Annotated in this window: 24 protein-coding genes; all 24 read left to right on the top strand. The window is 64.6% G+C overall.

Going from position 1 to position 14623, the window contains the following annotated elements; all coding sequences use genetic code 11:
• The first annotated feature begins 32 nt into the window (after positions 1-32).
• The 24 genes from rpsG to rplO all read left to right on the top strand — a co-directional run bounded on the left by rpsG (position 33) and on the right by rplO (position 14528).
• Positions 33-503 carry a 30S ribosomal protein S7 gene (gene rpsG / locus NPJ82_RS13000; protein ID WP_112381157.1) on the top strand — a complete coding sequence of 157 codons (471 nt, stop codon included), beginning with the start codon at positions 33-35 and terminating at the stop codon, positions 501-503.
• 98 nt (positions 504-601) lie between these two features.
• A complete protein-coding gene (gene fusA / locus NPJ82_RS12995; RefSeq protein WP_112381156.1) occupies positions 602-2698 on the top strand; it encodes an elongation factor G in 2097 nt (698 codons plus the stop codon).
• A gap of 137 nt (positions 2699-2835) precedes the next feature.
• The gene (gene tuf / locus NPJ82_RS12990) at positions 2836-4032 is read left to right on the top strand and encodes an elongation factor Tu (protein WP_112381155.1); all 1197 of its coding nucleotides are present in this window, start codon (positions 2836-2838) and stop codon (positions 4030-4032) included.
• 385 nt (positions 4033-4417) lie between these two features.
• Complete coding sequence (gene rpsJ / locus NPJ82_RS12985; RefSeq protein WP_066776796.1) at positions 4418-4726, top strand: 30S ribosomal protein S10; 309 nt, start codon at positions 4418-4420, stop codon at positions 4724-4726.
• Between the two features lie 257 nt (positions 4727-4983).
• Entirely contained in the window at positions 4984-5721 is a 738-nt protein-coding gene (gene rplC / locus NPJ82_RS12980) for a 50S ribosomal protein L3 (RefSeq protein WP_112381154.1), read from the top strand.
• A 3-nt stretch (positions 5722-5724) separates the two neighbouring features.
• A complete protein-coding gene (gene rplD, locus NPJ82_RS12975; protein ID WP_112381153.1) occupies positions 5725-6351 on the top strand; it encodes a 50S ribosomal protein L4 in 627 nt (208 codons plus the stop codon).
• Complete coding sequence (locus tag NPJ82_RS12970) at positions 6344-6661, top strand: 50S ribosomal protein L23 (RefSeq protein ID WP_112381152.1); 318 nt, start codon at positions 6344-6346, stop codon at positions 6659-6661. The genes rplD and NPJ82_RS12970 overlap by 8 nt, the downstream gene beginning before the upstream one ends.
• Positions 6661-7512 carry a 50S ribosomal protein L2 gene (rplB, locus tag NPJ82_RS12965; protein WP_267349240.1) on the top strand — a complete coding sequence of 284 codons (852 nt, stop codon included), beginning with the start codon at positions 6661-6663 and terminating at the stop codon, positions 7510-7512. Before NPJ82_RS12970 ends, rplB begins: the two co-directional genes overlap by 1 nt.
• Before the next feature lie 3 nt (positions 7513-7515).
• A complete protein-coding gene (rpsS, locus tag NPJ82_RS12960) occupies positions 7516-7794 on the top strand; it encodes a 30S ribosomal protein S19 (RefSeq protein ID WP_112381150.1) in 279 nt (92 codons plus the stop codon).
• Complete coding sequence (gene rplV, locus NPJ82_RS12955; protein WP_112381149.1) at positions 7794-8171, top strand: 50S ribosomal protein L22; 378 nt, start codon at positions 7794-7796, stop codon at positions 8169-8171. Before rpsS ends, rplV begins: the two co-directional genes overlap by 1 nt.
• Positions 8171-8878, top strand: coding sequence for a 30S ribosomal protein S3 (rpsC, locus tag NPJ82_RS12950; protein WP_112381148.1), 708 nt, complete (start codon positions 8171-8173; stop codon positions 8876-8878). Before rplV ends, rpsC begins: the two co-directional genes overlap by 1 nt.
• Before the next feature lie 12 nt (positions 8879-8890).
• Positions 8891-9325, top strand: coding sequence for a 50S ribosomal protein L16 (gene rplP / locus NPJ82_RS12945; RefSeq protein ID WP_055845527.1), 435 nt, complete (start codon positions 8891-8893; stop codon positions 9323-9325).
• Positions 9325-9525, top strand: a complete 201-nt coding sequence (rpmC, locus tag NPJ82_RS12940; RefSeq protein ID WP_112381147.1) for a 50S ribosomal protein L29 — start codon at positions 9325-9327, stop codon at positions 9523-9525. Before rplP ends, rpmC begins: the two co-directional genes overlap by 1 nt.
• A gap of 12 nt (positions 9526-9537) precedes the next feature.
• On the top strand, positions 9538-9810 hold the full coding sequence (gene rpsQ / locus NPJ82_RS12935) for a 30S ribosomal protein S17 (RefSeq protein ID WP_112381146.1): 273 nt from the start codon (positions 9538-9540) through the stop codon (positions 9808-9810).
• Positions 9811-9997: 187 nt separating this feature from the next.
• The gene (gene rplN / locus NPJ82_RS12930; protein ID WP_022687056.1) at positions 9998-10366 is read left to right on the top strand and encodes a 50S ribosomal protein L14; all 369 of its coding nucleotides are present in this window, start codon (positions 9998-10000) and stop codon (positions 10364-10366) included.
• Positions 10366-10683 (top strand): 50S ribosomal protein L24, encoded by a 318-nt coding sequence (rplX, locus tag NPJ82_RS12925; protein ID WP_112381145.1) that lies wholly within the window; start codon positions 10366-10368, stop codon positions 10681-10683. The genes rplN and rplX overlap by 1 nt, the downstream gene beginning before the upstream one ends.
• Positions 10676-11257, top strand: coding sequence for a 50S ribosomal protein L5 (gene rplE, locus NPJ82_RS12920; protein WP_149680924.1), 582 nt, complete (start codon positions 10676-10678; stop codon positions 11255-11257). The genes rplX and rplE overlap by 8 nt, the downstream gene beginning before the upstream one ends.
• 59 nt (positions 11258-11316) lie before the next feature.
• Complete coding sequence (gene rpsN / locus NPJ82_RS12915) at positions 11317-11622, top strand: 30S ribosomal protein S14 (protein WP_112381143.1); 306 nt, start codon at positions 11317-11319, stop codon at positions 11620-11622.
• Between the two features lie 10 nt (positions 11623-11632).
• Positions 11633-12028 carry a 30S ribosomal protein S8 gene (gene rpsH / locus NPJ82_RS12910; protein ID WP_112381142.1) on the top strand — a complete coding sequence of 132 codons (396 nt, stop codon included), beginning with the start codon at positions 11633-11635 and terminating at the stop codon, positions 12026-12028.
• Positions 12028-12561, top strand: coding sequence for a 50S ribosomal protein L6 (gene rplF, locus NPJ82_RS12905; protein ID WP_112381141.1), 534 nt, complete (start codon positions 12028-12030; stop codon positions 12559-12561). The genes rpsH and rplF overlap by 1 nt, the downstream gene beginning before the upstream one ends.
• Positions 12561-12917, top strand: coding sequence for a 50S ribosomal protein L18 (gene rplR, locus NPJ82_RS12900; RefSeq protein ID WP_112381140.1), 357 nt, complete (start codon positions 12561-12563; stop codon positions 12915-12917). The genes rplF and rplR overlap by 1 nt, the downstream gene beginning before the upstream one ends.
• Before the next feature lie 2 nt (positions 12918-12919).
• Positions 12920-13708, top strand: coding sequence for a 30S ribosomal protein S5 (gene rpsE / locus NPJ82_RS12895; protein ID WP_112381139.1), 789 nt, complete (start codon positions 12920-12922; stop codon positions 13706-13708).
• Between the two features lie 6 nt (positions 13709-13714).
• On the top strand, positions 13715-13891 hold the full coding sequence (gene rpmD, locus NPJ82_RS12890) for a 50S ribosomal protein L30 (protein ID WP_112381138.1): 177 nt from the start codon (positions 13715-13717) through the stop codon (positions 13889-13891).
• A gap of 112 nt (positions 13892-14003) precedes the next feature.
• On the top strand, positions 14004-14528 hold the full coding sequence (gene rplO, locus NPJ82_RS12885) for a 50S ribosomal protein L15 (protein ID WP_112381734.1): 525 nt from the start codon (positions 14004-14006) through the stop codon (positions 14526-14528).
• Positions 14529-14623: the final 95 nt, after the last annotated feature.

The raw sequence follows: 14623 nt of genomic DNA, 5'->3' as shown, positions 1-14623 counted from the left end.
CCAAGGCTGAAGATTTGTAAGGAAATACGAGAATGGCTCGTCGTCGTCGTCCCGAAAAGCGGGAAATCCTGCCCGATCCCGTATACGGGGATCAGGTCCTGTCGAAGTTCATGAATTCGGTCATGCTGGACGGCAAGAAGTCCGTCGCGGAGCTGATCGTCTACAGCGCACTGGAAACCGTCGAGACCCGCGCCAAGCGCGAGCCGCTGGGCGTGTTCCACGATGCGCTGAACAACATCAAGCCGGGCATCGAGGTCCGTTCGCGCCGCGTCGGCGGTGCGACCTACCAGGTGCCGGTCGAGGTGCGCCCCGAGCGCGCCCAGGCGCTGGCGATCCGCTGGCTGATCTCGGCCGCGCGTGCGCGTTCGGAGAACACCATGTCGGCGCGCTTGTCGGGCGAGCTGATGGACGCCGCGAACAATCGCGGCAATGCGGTCAAGAAGCGCGAGGACACGCACCGCATGGCGGAAGCGAACCGCGCATTCAGCCACTACCGCTGGTAAAACGGTCGGTGCCGGCGGTCTTCCGCTGGTAACGCATGCTACCTATATGAGGGGAGCCGGGCCGACCGGCTCCCCCGCACGCTTGAGGAAGATCGATCATGGCCCGCAGCCATCCGCTCGACAGATATCGCAACATCGGCATCATGGCCCACATCGATGCCGGCAAGACGACCACGACCGAGCGCATTCTTTATTACACCGGCAAGTCCTACAAGATCGGCGAAGTGCATGAAGGCACGGCGACGATGGACTGGATGGAGCAGGAGCAGGAGCGCGGCATCACCATCACGTCGGCCGCGACGACCTGTTTCTGGAGCGCTGACGAGGGCAAGGGCCTCGAGCACCGCATCAACATCATCGACACGCCCGGCCACGTCGACTTCACGATCGAAGTCGAGCGTTCGCTGCGCGTCCTCGACGGTGCGGTCGCGTGCTTCGACGGCGTTGCCGGCGTGGAGCCGCAGTCCGAAACCGTGTGGCGTCAGGCCGACAAGTACGGCGTGCCGCGCATGTGCTTCGTCAACAAGCTCGACCGCACCGGCGCCGACTTCTATTTCTGCGTCAACTCGATCATCGAGCGCCTCGGCGCGCGTCCGGCGGTGCTGTATCTGCCGATCGGCATCGAGGGCGGCTTCAAGGGTCTGGTCGACCTGGTCGAGAACCGCGCGATCATCTGGCTCGAAGAGAGCCTGGGCGCGAAGTTCGTCTATCAGGACATCCCCGAGGACATGGCGGAAAAGGCCGCCAAGTACCGCAGCGACCTGATCGAGATGGCCGTTGAGCAGGATGACGCCCTCATGGAGGCGTATCTGGAAGGCAACGAGCCGTCGGTCGCCGATCTCAAGAAGCTGATCCGCAAGGGTACGCTGGAGATGGCGTTCGTGCCGGTCGTTTGCGGTTCGGCGTTCAAGAACAAGGGCGTCCAGCCGCTGCTCGACGCGGTCGTCGACTATCTGCCGTCGCCGCTCGACGTGCCGGCGATCAAGGGCGTGAAGCTCGACGGCGAAACGCCGGACGAGCGTCCTTCGTCGGACAGCGAGCCGTTCTCGGCGCTGGCGTTCAAGATCATGAACGACCCGTTCGTCGGTACGCTGACCTTCGCGCGCATCTATTCGGGCAAGCTCGAATCCGCCTCGACCGTCCAGAACTCGGTCAAGGACAAGAAGGAAAAGGTCGGCCGCATGCTGCTGATGCACGCGAACAGCCGTGAGGACATCCAGGAAGCGTTCGCCGGCGACATCGTCGCGCTGGCGGGCCTGAAGGACACCACGACGGGTGACACGCTGTGTGCCCAGTCGGCGCCGATCATTCTGGAGCGGATGGAGTTCCCCGAGCCCGTGATCGAGCTGTCGGTGGAGCCGAAGACCAAGGCCGACCAGGAGAAGATGGGCGTCGCGCTCAATCGTCTCGCACGCGAGGACCCGTCGTTCCGCGTGTCGTCGGACGCCGAGTCCGGCCAGACCATCATCAAGGGGATGGGCGAGCTCCACCTCGAGATCCTGGTCGACCGCATGAAGCGCGAGTTTAAGGTCGAGGCCAATGTCGGCGCGCCGCAGGTGGCGTACCGCGAGTACCTCAAGAAGCCGGTCGACATCGACTACACGCACAAGAAGCAGTCGGGTGGTACCGGCCAATTCGGTCGCGTGAAGGTGAAGCTGTCGCCGGGCGAGCGCGGCAGCGGCTTCGTCTTCAAGGACGAGATCAAGGGCGGCAATATTCCCAAGGAATATATCCCCGCGATCGAGAAGGGCTTCCGTGAGACGGCGGAAACCGGATCGCTGGTCGGCTTCCCGATCATCGACTTCGAGGTGCTGCTGTATGACGGCGCCTATCACGACGTCGACTCCTCGGCGCTGGCGTTCGAAATCTGTGCCCGCGGCGCCATGCGCGAAGCGGCTCAGAAGTCGGGCATCACGCTGCTAGAGCCGGTCATGAAGGTCGAGGTCGTCACCCCGGAGGACTATCTGGGCGACGTCATCGGCGACATGAACAGCCGTCGTGGCCAGATCCAGGGCACCGACACGCGCGGCAACGCGCAGACGGTCGAGGCTATGGTCCCGCTGGCGAACATGTTCGGCTATGTGAACGCGCTCCGCTCGTTCACCCAGGGCCGCGCACAGTACAGCATGCAGTTCTCGCACTATGACGAAGTTCCGCAGAACGTTGCGGACGAGGTCAAGGCGAAGCTGGCGTAACGGCTCCTGGTGCCGGGGGCGGACGGGCAACCGGAGCGTCCCCCGCGCAGGGCTGGCATTCGTTGCAAACACCCGCTATGTGGCCGCGTTCGCGTGGCCCCGTCGGCGGCACCGAATTCGAATCAGAAGGTAGGAAAATGGCAAAGGCAAAATTCGAGCGGACCAAGCCGCACCTCAACATCGGCACCATCGGCCACGTCGACCACGGCAAGACCTCGCTGACGGCTGCGATCACCAAGGTGCTGGCCGACAACGTCGCGGGCAACGCGGCGGTTGATTTCGCCAACATCGACAAGGCTCCGGAAGAGCGCGAGCGCGGCATCACCATCTCGACCGCGCACGTCGAGTATGAGACGAACTCGCGCCACTATGCGCACGTCGACTGCCCGGGCCACGCCGACTATGTGAAGAACATGATCACCGGCGCGGCGCAGATGGACGGCGCGATCCTGGTCGTGTCGGCTACCGACGGCCCGATGCCGCAGACCCGCGAGCACATCCTGCTCGCCCGTCAGGTCGGCGTGCCGGCGATGGTCGTGTTCATGAACAAGGTTGACCTGGTCGACGACGAGGAAATCCTGGAGCTGGTCGAACTGGAAGTTCGCGAGCTGCTGTCCTCGTACGAGTTCCCTGGCGACGACATCCCCGTCATCAAGGGTTCGGCGACCTGCGCGCTTTCGGGTTCGAACGACAAGTTCGGCAAGGAAGCCGTGCTGGAGCTGATGCAGGCGGTTGACGACTACATCCCGCAGCCGGAGCGTCCGCTGGACAAGCCGTTCATGATGCCGATCGAGGACGTGTTCTCGATCTCGGGTCGTGGTACGGTGGTGACCGGCCGCGTCGAGACCGGTGTGGTCAAGGTCGGTGAGGAAGTCGAGATCGTCGGCATCCACCCGAACGTCCGCAAGACCACCGTCACGGGCGTGGAAATGTTCCGCAAGCTGCTCGACCAGGGCCAGGCTGGCGACAATGTCGGCGCGCTGATCCGCGGCGTGGCTCGCGACGAAGTCGAGCGTGGCCAGGTGCTCTGCAAGCCGGGCTCGATCAAGCCGCACACCGACTTCCAGTCGGAAGTGTACGTGCTGTCGAAGGACGAAGGTGGCCGTCACACGCCGTTCTTCGGCAACTATCGTCCGCAGTTCTACTTCCGTACCACGGACGTGACCGGCACCGTCGAGCTGCCCGAGGGCACCGAGATGGTGATGCCGGGCGACAACGTCGCGCTGGGCATCAAGCTCATCGCGCCGATTGCCATGGACGTTGGCCAGCGCTTCACCATCCGCGAGGGTGGCCGGACCGTCGGCGCCGGTGTCGTCAGCGGCATCAGCAAGTAATCTCCTGACCGAAAGGTCGTGAGAAGGATCGGCCGGCTCCGGAAACGGAGCCGGCTTTTTCCTTTTGCAAGGGGCGCAGGACCGGGAACCTTTTCCATGCGGATGCGATGCGAAGAGGGTTGCCACCTTCGGGTGGTCGGGATATAGGCGCCTTTCTTGAGTGAATCGGCCGCTCTGGGAAACCGGAGTGGCCGTTCGCTTTTAGTGAGAGCATCGTCGGTATCGCCGGCGATGCCGCAACAACCAGAGTTCGTTTCGGAGCGTTTCGTCGGCTTCGTCGCTTGTCCCGGTCGCCGATCGGGGTCCGCTTGTCGGGTGGTCGGATAAACCGACGCAAGGGATAGGGTCGAAGCTGCGTTCCCGCTCTTTCGCATCGGTAGGGATCATGGACAGCAATATCCGCATTCGTCTGAAGGCGTTCGACCATCGCGTGCTCGATCAGGCGACCGGCGACATCGCCGACACCGCACGCCGTACCGGCGCGCTCATCCGCGGTCCGATCCCGCTTCCCACGCGCATCGAAAAGTTCACGGTCAACCGTGGCCCGCACGTCGACAAGAAGTCGCGCGAGCAGTTCGAGGTGCGTACCTACAAGCGGATGCTCGATATCGTGCAGCCGACCCCGCAGACCGTCGACGCGCTGATGAAGCTCGATCTCGCTGCGGGTGTTGATGTTGAGATCAAGCTGGCGTAAAGCGCCCGCTTCCCGCGGTTGACGTTCTCGTCCCGCGGGCCTTTCGCGTATTTCGGGGTTCGCCCTGATCTGCGCGGTCCAAGGGATACCGCCCGGCGGTTCGGCTTCGGCCGGAAGGGTGCCGGGGACAGCGTCCCCCGTCTGATCGGCCATGCGCTGATCGCCAGCCCGGGACGGGGGCTCGTTTCGATTTATCCGGGCTGGATATGCCCCCTTGAATGGTTCTTGGGGGCCTCTGTCGAGGAAGGAACAGGATCATGCGTACCGGCGTGATCGCGAAGAAGATGGGGATGACCCGCCTGTTCCAGGACGATGGTCGGCACGTGCCGGTTACCGTTCTGGCGCTTGAAGGCGTACAGGTCGTCGCCCGCCGCGAGATGGATCGTGACGGCTACACTGCCGTCCAGCTTGGTGCAGGTGTCGCCAAGGCTAAGAATGTCGCCAAGCCGCAGCGCGGCCATTTCGGCAAGGCCGAAGTGGAGCCCAAGGCTATCGTTGCCGAGTTCCGCGTGAACGAGGACGGCCTCCTCGACGTAGGTGCCGAGATCGGTGCCGACCACTTCGTTGCCGGCCAGATGGTCGACATCCAGGGTCGTACGCAGGGCAAGGGCTTTGCCGGTGCGATGAAGCGCTGGAACTTCGGCGGTCTGCGCGCCACGCACGGCGTGTCCGTCTCGCACCGTTCGCATGGTTCGACCGGTAATCGCCAGGATCCGGGTCGCGTCTTCAAGAACAAGAAGATGGCCGGCCACATGGGCGACAAGAACCGCACGCAGCAGAACCTGGAAATCGTGTCGACCGACGTCGAGCGCGGCCTGATCTTCGTCAAGGGCTCGGTGCCCGGATCGAAGGGTGGCTGGCTGATCGTCAAGGACGCGGTGAAGGTCGCGCGCCATGCGGACGCCCCGTTCCCGGCCGCGCTGAAGAGCGTTGCCGCCAACAATACCGCTTCTGCCGAGCCCGCTCCGGAAGCCACCGATGGCCAGGAGGGCTAAGTCGTGAAGGTCAAGGTTTCATCCTTTGCCGGCACCGACGCCGCGGACATCGAGCTCAACGACGAGGTCTTCGGCCTCGATCCGCGTGCCGACATCCTGCACCGCGTCGTGACCTGGCAGCTTGAGAAGCGTCGCGCCACCGCGCGCGGCACCCGCGAGCGTGCGGACGTCGCCCGTTCGGGCAAGAAGCTCGGTCGCCAGAAGGGCGGCGGTGTGGCACGTCACGGCGATCGCCGCGCTCCCGTCTTCATCGGCGGTGGTAAGGCTCACGGTGCCCGTGTTCGCGACTTCGATCCGTCGCTGAACAAGAAGATCCGCGCGCTGGGCCTGAAGATGGCGCTGTCGAGCCATGCAAAGGCCGGTTCGCTGGTCGTGATGGACTCGCTGTCGGTCGAGGGCAACAAGACGAAGACGCTGATCGGCGACATCGCCAAGCTCGGCTTCGGCAAGTCCGCGCTGGTCATTGATGGCGATGCCGTCGAGACGTCGTTCGCTCTGGCCGCAGGCAACCTGAAGGACATCAACGTCCTCCCGGCCGCCGGCGCCAATGTCTACGACATCCTGAAGCATGACACGCTGGTGCTGACGCGCGCTGCTGTCGAGAAGCTGGAGGCCCGTTTCCATGGCTAAGCAGCAGAAGGCGATCGACAACCGTCATTATGACGTGATCGTCGCGCCGCACATCACCGAGAAGGCGACGCTGCTCTCCGAGCACAACGCCGTCGTGTTCAAGGTCGCCGGTGACGCGACCAAGCCGCAGATCAAGGCTGCCGTCGAGGCTCTCTTCGACGTCACCGTGACGGGCGTGAACACGATCGTCCAGAAGGGCAAGACCAAGAAGTGGAAGGGCGCTCCGTACCAGCGCTCCGACATGAAGAAGGCGATCGTGACGCTGAAGGACGGCCAGTCCATCGACGTGACGACGGGGGTCCAGGGCTAATGGCACTCAAGCAATATAATCCGACGAGCCCGGCCCGCCGCGGCCTGATCCTCGTCGACCGTTCGGCGCTCTGGAAGGGCGCCCCGGTCAAGTCGCTGACCGAAGGCAAGCGCAAGACCGGTGGCCGCAACAACAAGGGCCATGTGACGTCGCGCGGTATCGCGGGCGGCCATAAGCAGCGCTACCGCTATGTCGACTTCAAGCGTCGCCGCTGGGACGTCGAGGGCACCGTGGAGCGGATCGAATATGATCCCAACCGCACCGCCTTCATCGCGCTGGTCAATTATGGCACCGACGAGGCTGGCAAGGCTGATGTCGCGTACATCATCGCGCCGCAGCGCCTGGGCGTGGGCGACAAGGTGATCGCCGGCAAGAAGACCGACGTGAAGCCGGGCAACGCGATGGAGCTGGGCCAGATGCCCGTCGGCACCATCGTCCACAACGTGGAGATGAAGCCGGGCAAGGGTGGCCAGATCGCCCGTTCGGCCGGCACCTATGTGCAGGTCGTCGGCCGTGACCGCGGCATGGTGATCGTCCGCCTGAACTCGGGCGAGCAGCGCTACATCCGTGGCGAGTGCATGGCGACGGTGGGCGCGGTGTCGAACCCCGACAACGCCAACCAGAACCTGGCGAAGGCGGGTCGCAACCGCTGGCTCGGCCGCCGCCCGCTGACGCGCGGTGTTGCGAAGAACCCGGTCGACCACCCGCACGGCGGTGGTGAAGGCCGGACCTCGGGCGGCCGTCACCCGGTCACCCCGTGGGGCAAGCCGACCAAGGGTGCGCGCACCCGGCACAACAAGGCGACGGACAAGATGATCATCCGTAGCCGTCACGCGAAGAAGAAGGGCTAAGCGATGGCTCGTTCCGTATGGAAGGGTCCTTTCGTGGACCTCCACCTCCTGAAGAAGGCCGAGACCGCGCAGGACGCGTCCGGCCGCTCGGGTCCGATCAAGACCTGGTCGCGCCGCTCGACGATCCTCCCGTCGTTCGTCGGCCTGACCTTCAATGTCTATAACGGCCGCAAGTTCGTTCCCGTCTCGGTGAACGAGGACATGGTCGGCATGAAGCTCGGCGAGTTCGCGCCCACGCGCTACTTCCCCGGTCACGCTGCCGACAAGAAGGGTAAGCGCTGATGTCGAAGCCCGCATCCCCCCGCAAGGTCGGCGAGAAGGAAGCTCTGTCGGTCGGCACGCAGATCCGTGGTTCGGCCCAGAAGCTGAACCTGGTCGCGGGCCTGATCCGTGGCCGCAAGGCCGGTGACGCGCTGAACATCCTGACCTTCTCGAAGAAGGCCATGGCGGTCGACGCGCGCAAGGTGCTGGCGTCTGCCATCGCCAATGCCGAGAACAACCACAACCTCGACGTCGACGCGCTTGTCGTCGCCGAGGCGTCGGTCGGCAAGTCGATCACCATGAAGCGCTTCGCGACCCGCGGCCGTGGCAAGTCCACCCGCATCCTGAAGCCGTTCAGCCGTCTGCGCATCGTCGTGCGCGAGCAGGAAGAAGCCTAATGGGTCATAAGAGCAACCCGATCGGTCTGCGCCTGCAGATCAACCGTACCTGGGACAGCCGCTGGTTCGCGGAAGGCCAGGACTATGGTCGCCTGCTGCTGGAGGATCTGAAGATCCGCCAGTACATCATGAAGACGCTGCCCCAGGCCGCGATCTCCAAGGTGGTGATCGAGCGTCCGGCCAAGCTGTGCCGCATCTCGATCTTCGCGGCACGCCCCGGCGTGATCATCGGCAAGAAGGGCTCGGACATCGAGAAGCTGCGCAAGCAGATCGGCTCGATGACCTCGTCCGACGTGTCGCTGAACATCGTCGAGATCCGCAAGCCCGAGATCGACGCCAAGCTCGTCGCGCAGGGCATCGCCGATCAGCTGGAGCGCCGTATCGCGTTCCGCCGTGCGATGAAGCGCGCCGTGCAGTCGGCGATGCGCCTGGGTGCCGACGGCATCCGCGTCGCCTGCGGCGGTCGTCTTGGCGGTGCGGAAATCGCCCGCTCCGAGAGCTACCGCGAGGGTCGCGTACCGCTCCACACGCTGCGCGCGAACATGGACTATGCCGAGGCGCAGGCCCACACGGCTTACGGTGTGTGCGGCGTCAAGGTCTGGGTGTTCAAGGGCGAGATCCTGGGTCACGACCCGATGGCGCAGGACCGGCTGATGATGGAGGCTCAGACCTCCGGCGTCCGTCCGGCCCGCGACGATCGTCGCTAAGGAATAGATGAGATGCTGCAACCGAAGCGCACCAAATTCCGCAAGGCCTTCAAGGGCCGCATTCACGGCGACGCCAAGGGTGGCACGAGCCTGAACTTCGGCGCCTATGGTCTGAAGGCCATGGAGCCGGAGCGGATCACCGCCCGTCAGATCGAGGCGGCTCGCCGCGCGATCACCCGTCACATCAAGCGCCAGGGGCGTTTGTGGATCCGTATCTTCCCGGACGTGCCGGTTTCGTCGAAGCCTGCCGAAGTCCGCATGGGATCGGGCAAGGGTTCGCCCGAGTTCTGGGCGGCCCGCGTCAAGCCCGGCCGGATCCTGTTCGAGCTGGACGGCGTCGAAGGCAAGATCGCAGCGGAGGCTTTCGAGCGCGCCGCGATGAAGCTGCCGATCAAGACCAAGGTCGTTGCCCGTCTGGGCGACACCTCGCACCTCGGAGGCGAGTAATGGCCAAGACCGACTATAACGCGCAGAGCGACGACCAGCTCGTCGAGGCGCTGGGCAACCTGAAGCGCGAGCAGTTCAACCTGCGCTTCCAGGCGGCGACCAGCCAGCTGGAGAAGTCCAGCCGCGTGAAGGAAGTCCGTCGCGACATCGCGCGGATCAAGACCCTGCAGGCGCAGCGCACCGCTGCGGCTGCCAAGTAAGGACCGAGACACATGCCGAAGCGCGTGCTGACCGGGGTGATCGTCTCGGACAAGACCGACAAGACGGTTGTTGTCAACGTGGAGCGGAAGGTTCGCCATCCGCTGTACGGCAAGATCATCCGTCGGTCGAAGAAGTATCATGCCCATGACGAGGGCAACGAGTTCAAGGCCGGTGAGACGGTGCGCATCGAAGAGACCGCGCCGATCTCGAAGCTGAAGACCTGGAAGGTGATCGAGCGGGTGAACACCCACGCGACGCCGGAGCGGGCCTCGGCAGAGGGCTGATACGGAACGCCGCCGCCCTGGTTTCGACCGGGCGGCGTTTTCCGTGAAATGGGCAAGGGGCCTTGCGTTCCTTGCCAGGGGCGGCTAGGTGGCCGCTCCCCCTGGTGCGGCTTCGCTGCGCCGGGGGTCGTTTTTTAAAGGCGGGGTAGGGTCGGAATCCACCCCAAGAGAGAAGGAAGCAGGATCCATGATCCAGATGCAATCCAATCTCGACGTCGCTGACAACAGCGGCGCGAAGCGGGTACAGTGCATCAAGGTGCTTGGCGGTTCCAAGCGCCGTACTGCGGGCGTGGGCGACATCATCGTCGTCAGCGTCAAGGAAGCGCAGCCGCGTGGCCGCGTGAAGAAGGGCGACGTGCATCGCGCCGTCATCGTGCGCACCGCCAAGGACATCCGCCGTGCAGACGGTTCGGTGATCCGTTTCGACGGCAACGCCGCCGTTCTGGTCAACAAGAACGAGGAGCCGATCGGCACCCGTATCTTCGGCCCGGTCGTGCGTGAACTTCGTGGCAAGAAGCACATGAAGATCATCTCGCTGGCGCCGGAGGTTCTGTAATGGCCGCCGCGAAGATCAAGAAGGGCGACCGCGTGATCGTCCTGTCCGGCAAGGACAAGGGCAAGACCGGCACCGTGACCGTCTCGATGCCCAAGGACGCCAAGGTCGTGGTCGAGGGCGTCAACGTCGCGACCCGCCACCGCAAGCCCAGTCAGGCGAACCCGCAGGGTGGCCTGGAGCGCATCGAAGCCCCGCTTCACATCTCGAAGGTCGCGCATGTGACCGCCGACGGCAAGCCGACCCGCGTTCGCTTCGAAACGCAGGATGGCAAGAAGGTCCGCGTGGCCGTCAAGACCGGAGACAAGATCGATGGCTGATTACAAGCCCCGGATGAAGGCGATCTACGAGGATCGCATCGTCGCCGCCATGGTCGAGAAGTTCGGCTACAAGAACGTCAACGAAATCCCGCGGCTCGACAAGATCGTGCTGAACATGGGCGTTGGCGAGGCGACGCAGGACAAGAAGCGCGTCGATCAGGCCGCGTCCGAGATGGAGCTGATCGCCGGTCAGAAGCCGGTCATCACGAAGGCGAAGAAGTCGATCGCGCAGTTCAAGCTGCGCGAGGGCATGCCGATCGGCGTCAAGGTGACGCTGCGTCGCGAGCGCATGTACGAGTTCCTCGATCGCTTCATCACGATCGCGCTGCCCCGCGTCCGCGACTTCCGCGGCCTGAACCCGAAGAGCTTCGATGGCCGCGGCAACTATGCCTGCGGCATCAAGGAGCAGATCGTGTTCCCGGAAATCAACTATGACCGCATCGACAAGGTGCGCGGCATGGATGTGATCGTAACGACGACCGCGAAGACCGACGACGAGGCGCGCGAGCTGCTCCGTCTGTTCGGCTTCCCGTTCCCGCAGGAAGAGGCCGCCGAGGAAAAGCAGGCGGCATAATCCCAAACCCCTCCTGCCTTCGGGTGGGAGGGGATCAGTAGAGAGAAGAGCTTAAGTCCATGGCGAAACTGAGTTCAGTCAACAAGAACGAGCGGCGCCGCGCCCTCGTCAAGAAGTATGCGGGCAAGTACGCGAAGCTGAAGGCCGTCGCGAACGACACCAGCCTCGACGAAACCGAGCGCCTGATCGCGCGCCTGAAGATGGCCGAGATCCCCCGCAACGGCAACCCGACCCGCATCCGCAACCGTTGCGAGATCACCGGTCGCCCGCGTGCATATTACCGCAAGTTCCGTCTCGCTCGCGTCATGCTGCGTGATCTCGCCAACAAGGGCATGATCCCCGGCGTCACCAAGTCGAGCTGGTAAGGACCTAGAGATGGCAGTGACCGATCCCCTGGGTGACCTGCTCACCCGCATCCGCAACGGCCAGCGTGCGAAGAAGGACTCCGTCCTCTCGCCGGCGTCGAAGCTGCGCGTCCGCGTGCTCGACGTTCTGCAGCGCGAAGGCTATATCCGTGGCTACAGCGAAGAGCAGATGGGCCCCGCGGCCGGCATCCGCATCGAGCTGAAGTATTTCGAGGGCCAGCCCGCGATCAAGCATATCGCGCGTGTCTCGAAGCCCGGGCGCCGTATCTATTCGGGCGCGCAGGAGCTTCCGCGCGTTCGCAACGGCCTTGGCATCACCATCGTGTCGACGCCGCGTGGCGTTCTGTCCGACGCCGAGGCGCGCGAGCAGAATGCCGGTGGCGAAGTGCTGGCGGAGGTGTTCTGATGAGCCGCATCGGTAAGAAGTCCGTCCCGGTTCCGGCCGGCGTGACGGCGAACATCGAGGGCCGCACCCTCAGCGTGAAGGGGCCCAAGGGCACCCTGACGCTGCCGCTCGCCGACGAGATCACCTATGACGTCCAGCAGGACGGCATCTCGGTGCAGCCGGCGAACGACACCAAGCGCGCTCGCGCCTTCTGGGGCATGCAGCGTACGCTGGTGCAGAACCTGGTGACCGGCGTGACCACCGGCTTCTCGAAGAAGCTGCTGATCACGGGCGTCGGCTACCGTGCCGCGGCACAGGGCAAGACCCTGAAGCTGCAGCTCGGCTACAGCCACGACGTCAACATCGACGTGCCGGAAGGCCTGGAGGTGAAGACGCCCGACAACACCACCGTCGAAATCAGCGGTGCGGACAAGCAGAAGGTCGGCCAGCTGGCCGCCGAGATCCGCCGCTGGCGCAAGCCGGAGCCGTACAAGGGCAAGGGCATCAAGTACGACGGCGAGTTCATCTTCCGCAAGGAAGGGAAGAAGAAGTAATGACCAAGGGTCTCTCTCTTTTCGAGAAGCGCCGTCGGCGCAACCGTACCGCGCTCAAGGCGCGCTCGGGCGGTCGTCCGCGTTTGTCGGTGCACCGTTCGGGCAAGCACATCTATGCGCAGGTGATCGACGACGAGGCGGGTCGTACCGTCGCATCGGCCTCCACGCTGGAGAAGGGCGCGCGCGATACGTCGGGCGCCAACGTTGCAGCGGCAACCGAGGTCGGCAAGCGCGTCGCGGAAGCAGCCAAGGCTGCCGGCGTGACGCAGGTCGTCTTCGATCGTGGCGGCTTCCTCTTCCATGGCCGCGTCAAGGCACTGGCCGAGGCCGCGCGTGAAGCCGGATTGGAGTTCTAAGAATGGCTGACGAGAACAACCAGCCGCAGGTTGCGGCGGGCGCCGAGGGCGGTTCGCAGGACGCACCGCAGAATGGCGGCCAGAACGCCGGCGGCTATAACGCCGGTGGCCAGGGCGGCTTCGGCGGCCAGGGCGGTCGTGGCCCGCGCGGTGGCGGCGGTGGCCGTGGCCGTGGTGGTCCGGGCGGTGGCGATCGTGGTCGTGGCGGCCGTGACGGCAACCGCGGCCGTCGTGACGATCGTCGCGGCGCCGAGGACCAGGGCGAGGAGCTGATCGAGAAGCTCGTCCACATCAACCGCGTCTCGAAGACCGTGAAGGGCGGCAAGCGCTTCGGCTTTGCGGCGCTGGTCGTCGTGGGCGACGGCAAGGGTCGCACGGGCTTCGGTCACGGCAAGGCGCGCGAAGTGCCGGAAGCCATCTCCAAGGCGACCGCGGCGGCCAAGAAGGCCATGATCCGCGTTCCGCTGAAGGATGGCCGTACGCTGCACCATGATGGCAACGGCCATTTCGGTGCGGGTCGCGTGACCGTGCGGTCCGCGCCGCAGGGCACGGGCATTATCGCAGGTGGCCCGATGCGCGCCATCTTCGAGAGCCTGGGCGTCGCCGATGTGGTGACCAAGTCGGTCGGCACGTCCAACCCGTACAACATGATCCGTGCTACCTTCGAGGCGCTTGGCGAACAGACCAGCCCGAAGTCGGTGGCGCAGCGTCGTGGCAAGAAGATCGCCGACCTGCTCGGCCGCGGTGGGTCGCAGACCGCCGAGGCCGATGCCGCGGCCGTCACGGAGTAATCCGACATGGCTACCATCAAGATCAAGCAGACCGGTTCGCCGATCCGCCGGACCAAGGATCAGCGCGCGACGCTGATCGGTCTGGGCCTCAACAAGATGCACCGGGTATCGGAGCTGGAAGACAGCCCCGAAGTCCGTGGAATGATCCGCAAGGTGCAGCACATGGTGGAAGTGCAGGGCTGAGCCCTTTCACTTCACCGGTGACAAACACGGGGAAGGGGGCTAAGCGGCCCCCTTCCTTTTATCCGTTCCCGACGTGGGAACAGCGCGCAAAAAGCGAAAGCGAGTGCATATCATGAAGCTGAACCAACTTTCCGACAACGCAGGTGCCCGCAAGTCCAAGATCCGCGTCGGTCGCGGCATCGGGTCGGGCAAGGGCAAGACCGCAGGTCGCGGCCAGAAGGGCCAGAAGAGCCGTGAGGGCGTGTCCATCGCGGGCTTCGAGGGCGGTCAGATGCCGCTCCACATGCGTCTGCCGAAGCGTGGCTTCAACAACATCTTCGCCAAGGATTACGCCGAGGTGAACCTGGGCGCGATCCAGAAGGCGGTAGATGCCGGCAAGCTGGATGCCAACGGCACGATCGACCATGCTGCGCTCAAGGCGGCAAACCTGGCCCGCGGTGGCAAGGACGGCGTCCGTCTGCTCGCCAAGGGTGAGTTGACCACGAAGCTGTCCTTCCTGGTTGCCGGCGTGTCGGGCAGCGCCCGCGAAGCGGTCGAAAAGGCCGGCGGCGCGGTGGAAGTCATCAAGGTGGTGCCTGCCGCCGAGAAGGCTGCCGCCAAGAAGGGCACCGTCAAGGCTGCCCGCAAGGCCAAGTAAGGCGCTGTTGCCCCGGTGCCACGCTGGGGCATTCAGTATCGGGCCGTCGCATCCGGGTTGTCGCGCTTTGGCCGGCAACCATTAGACAAGGCGGC

Origin of the sequence: Sphingomonas sp. NY01, assembly GCF_038809135.1 — a bacterium.
GTDB classification, from domain to species: Bacteria; Pseudomonadota; Alphaproteobacteria; order Sphingomonadales; family Sphingomonadaceae; genus Sphingomonas; species Sphingomonas carotinifaciens.
Note: the sequence above shows the minus strand (reverse complement) of the source record. Positions and strands in the feature narration are given on the sequence as shown.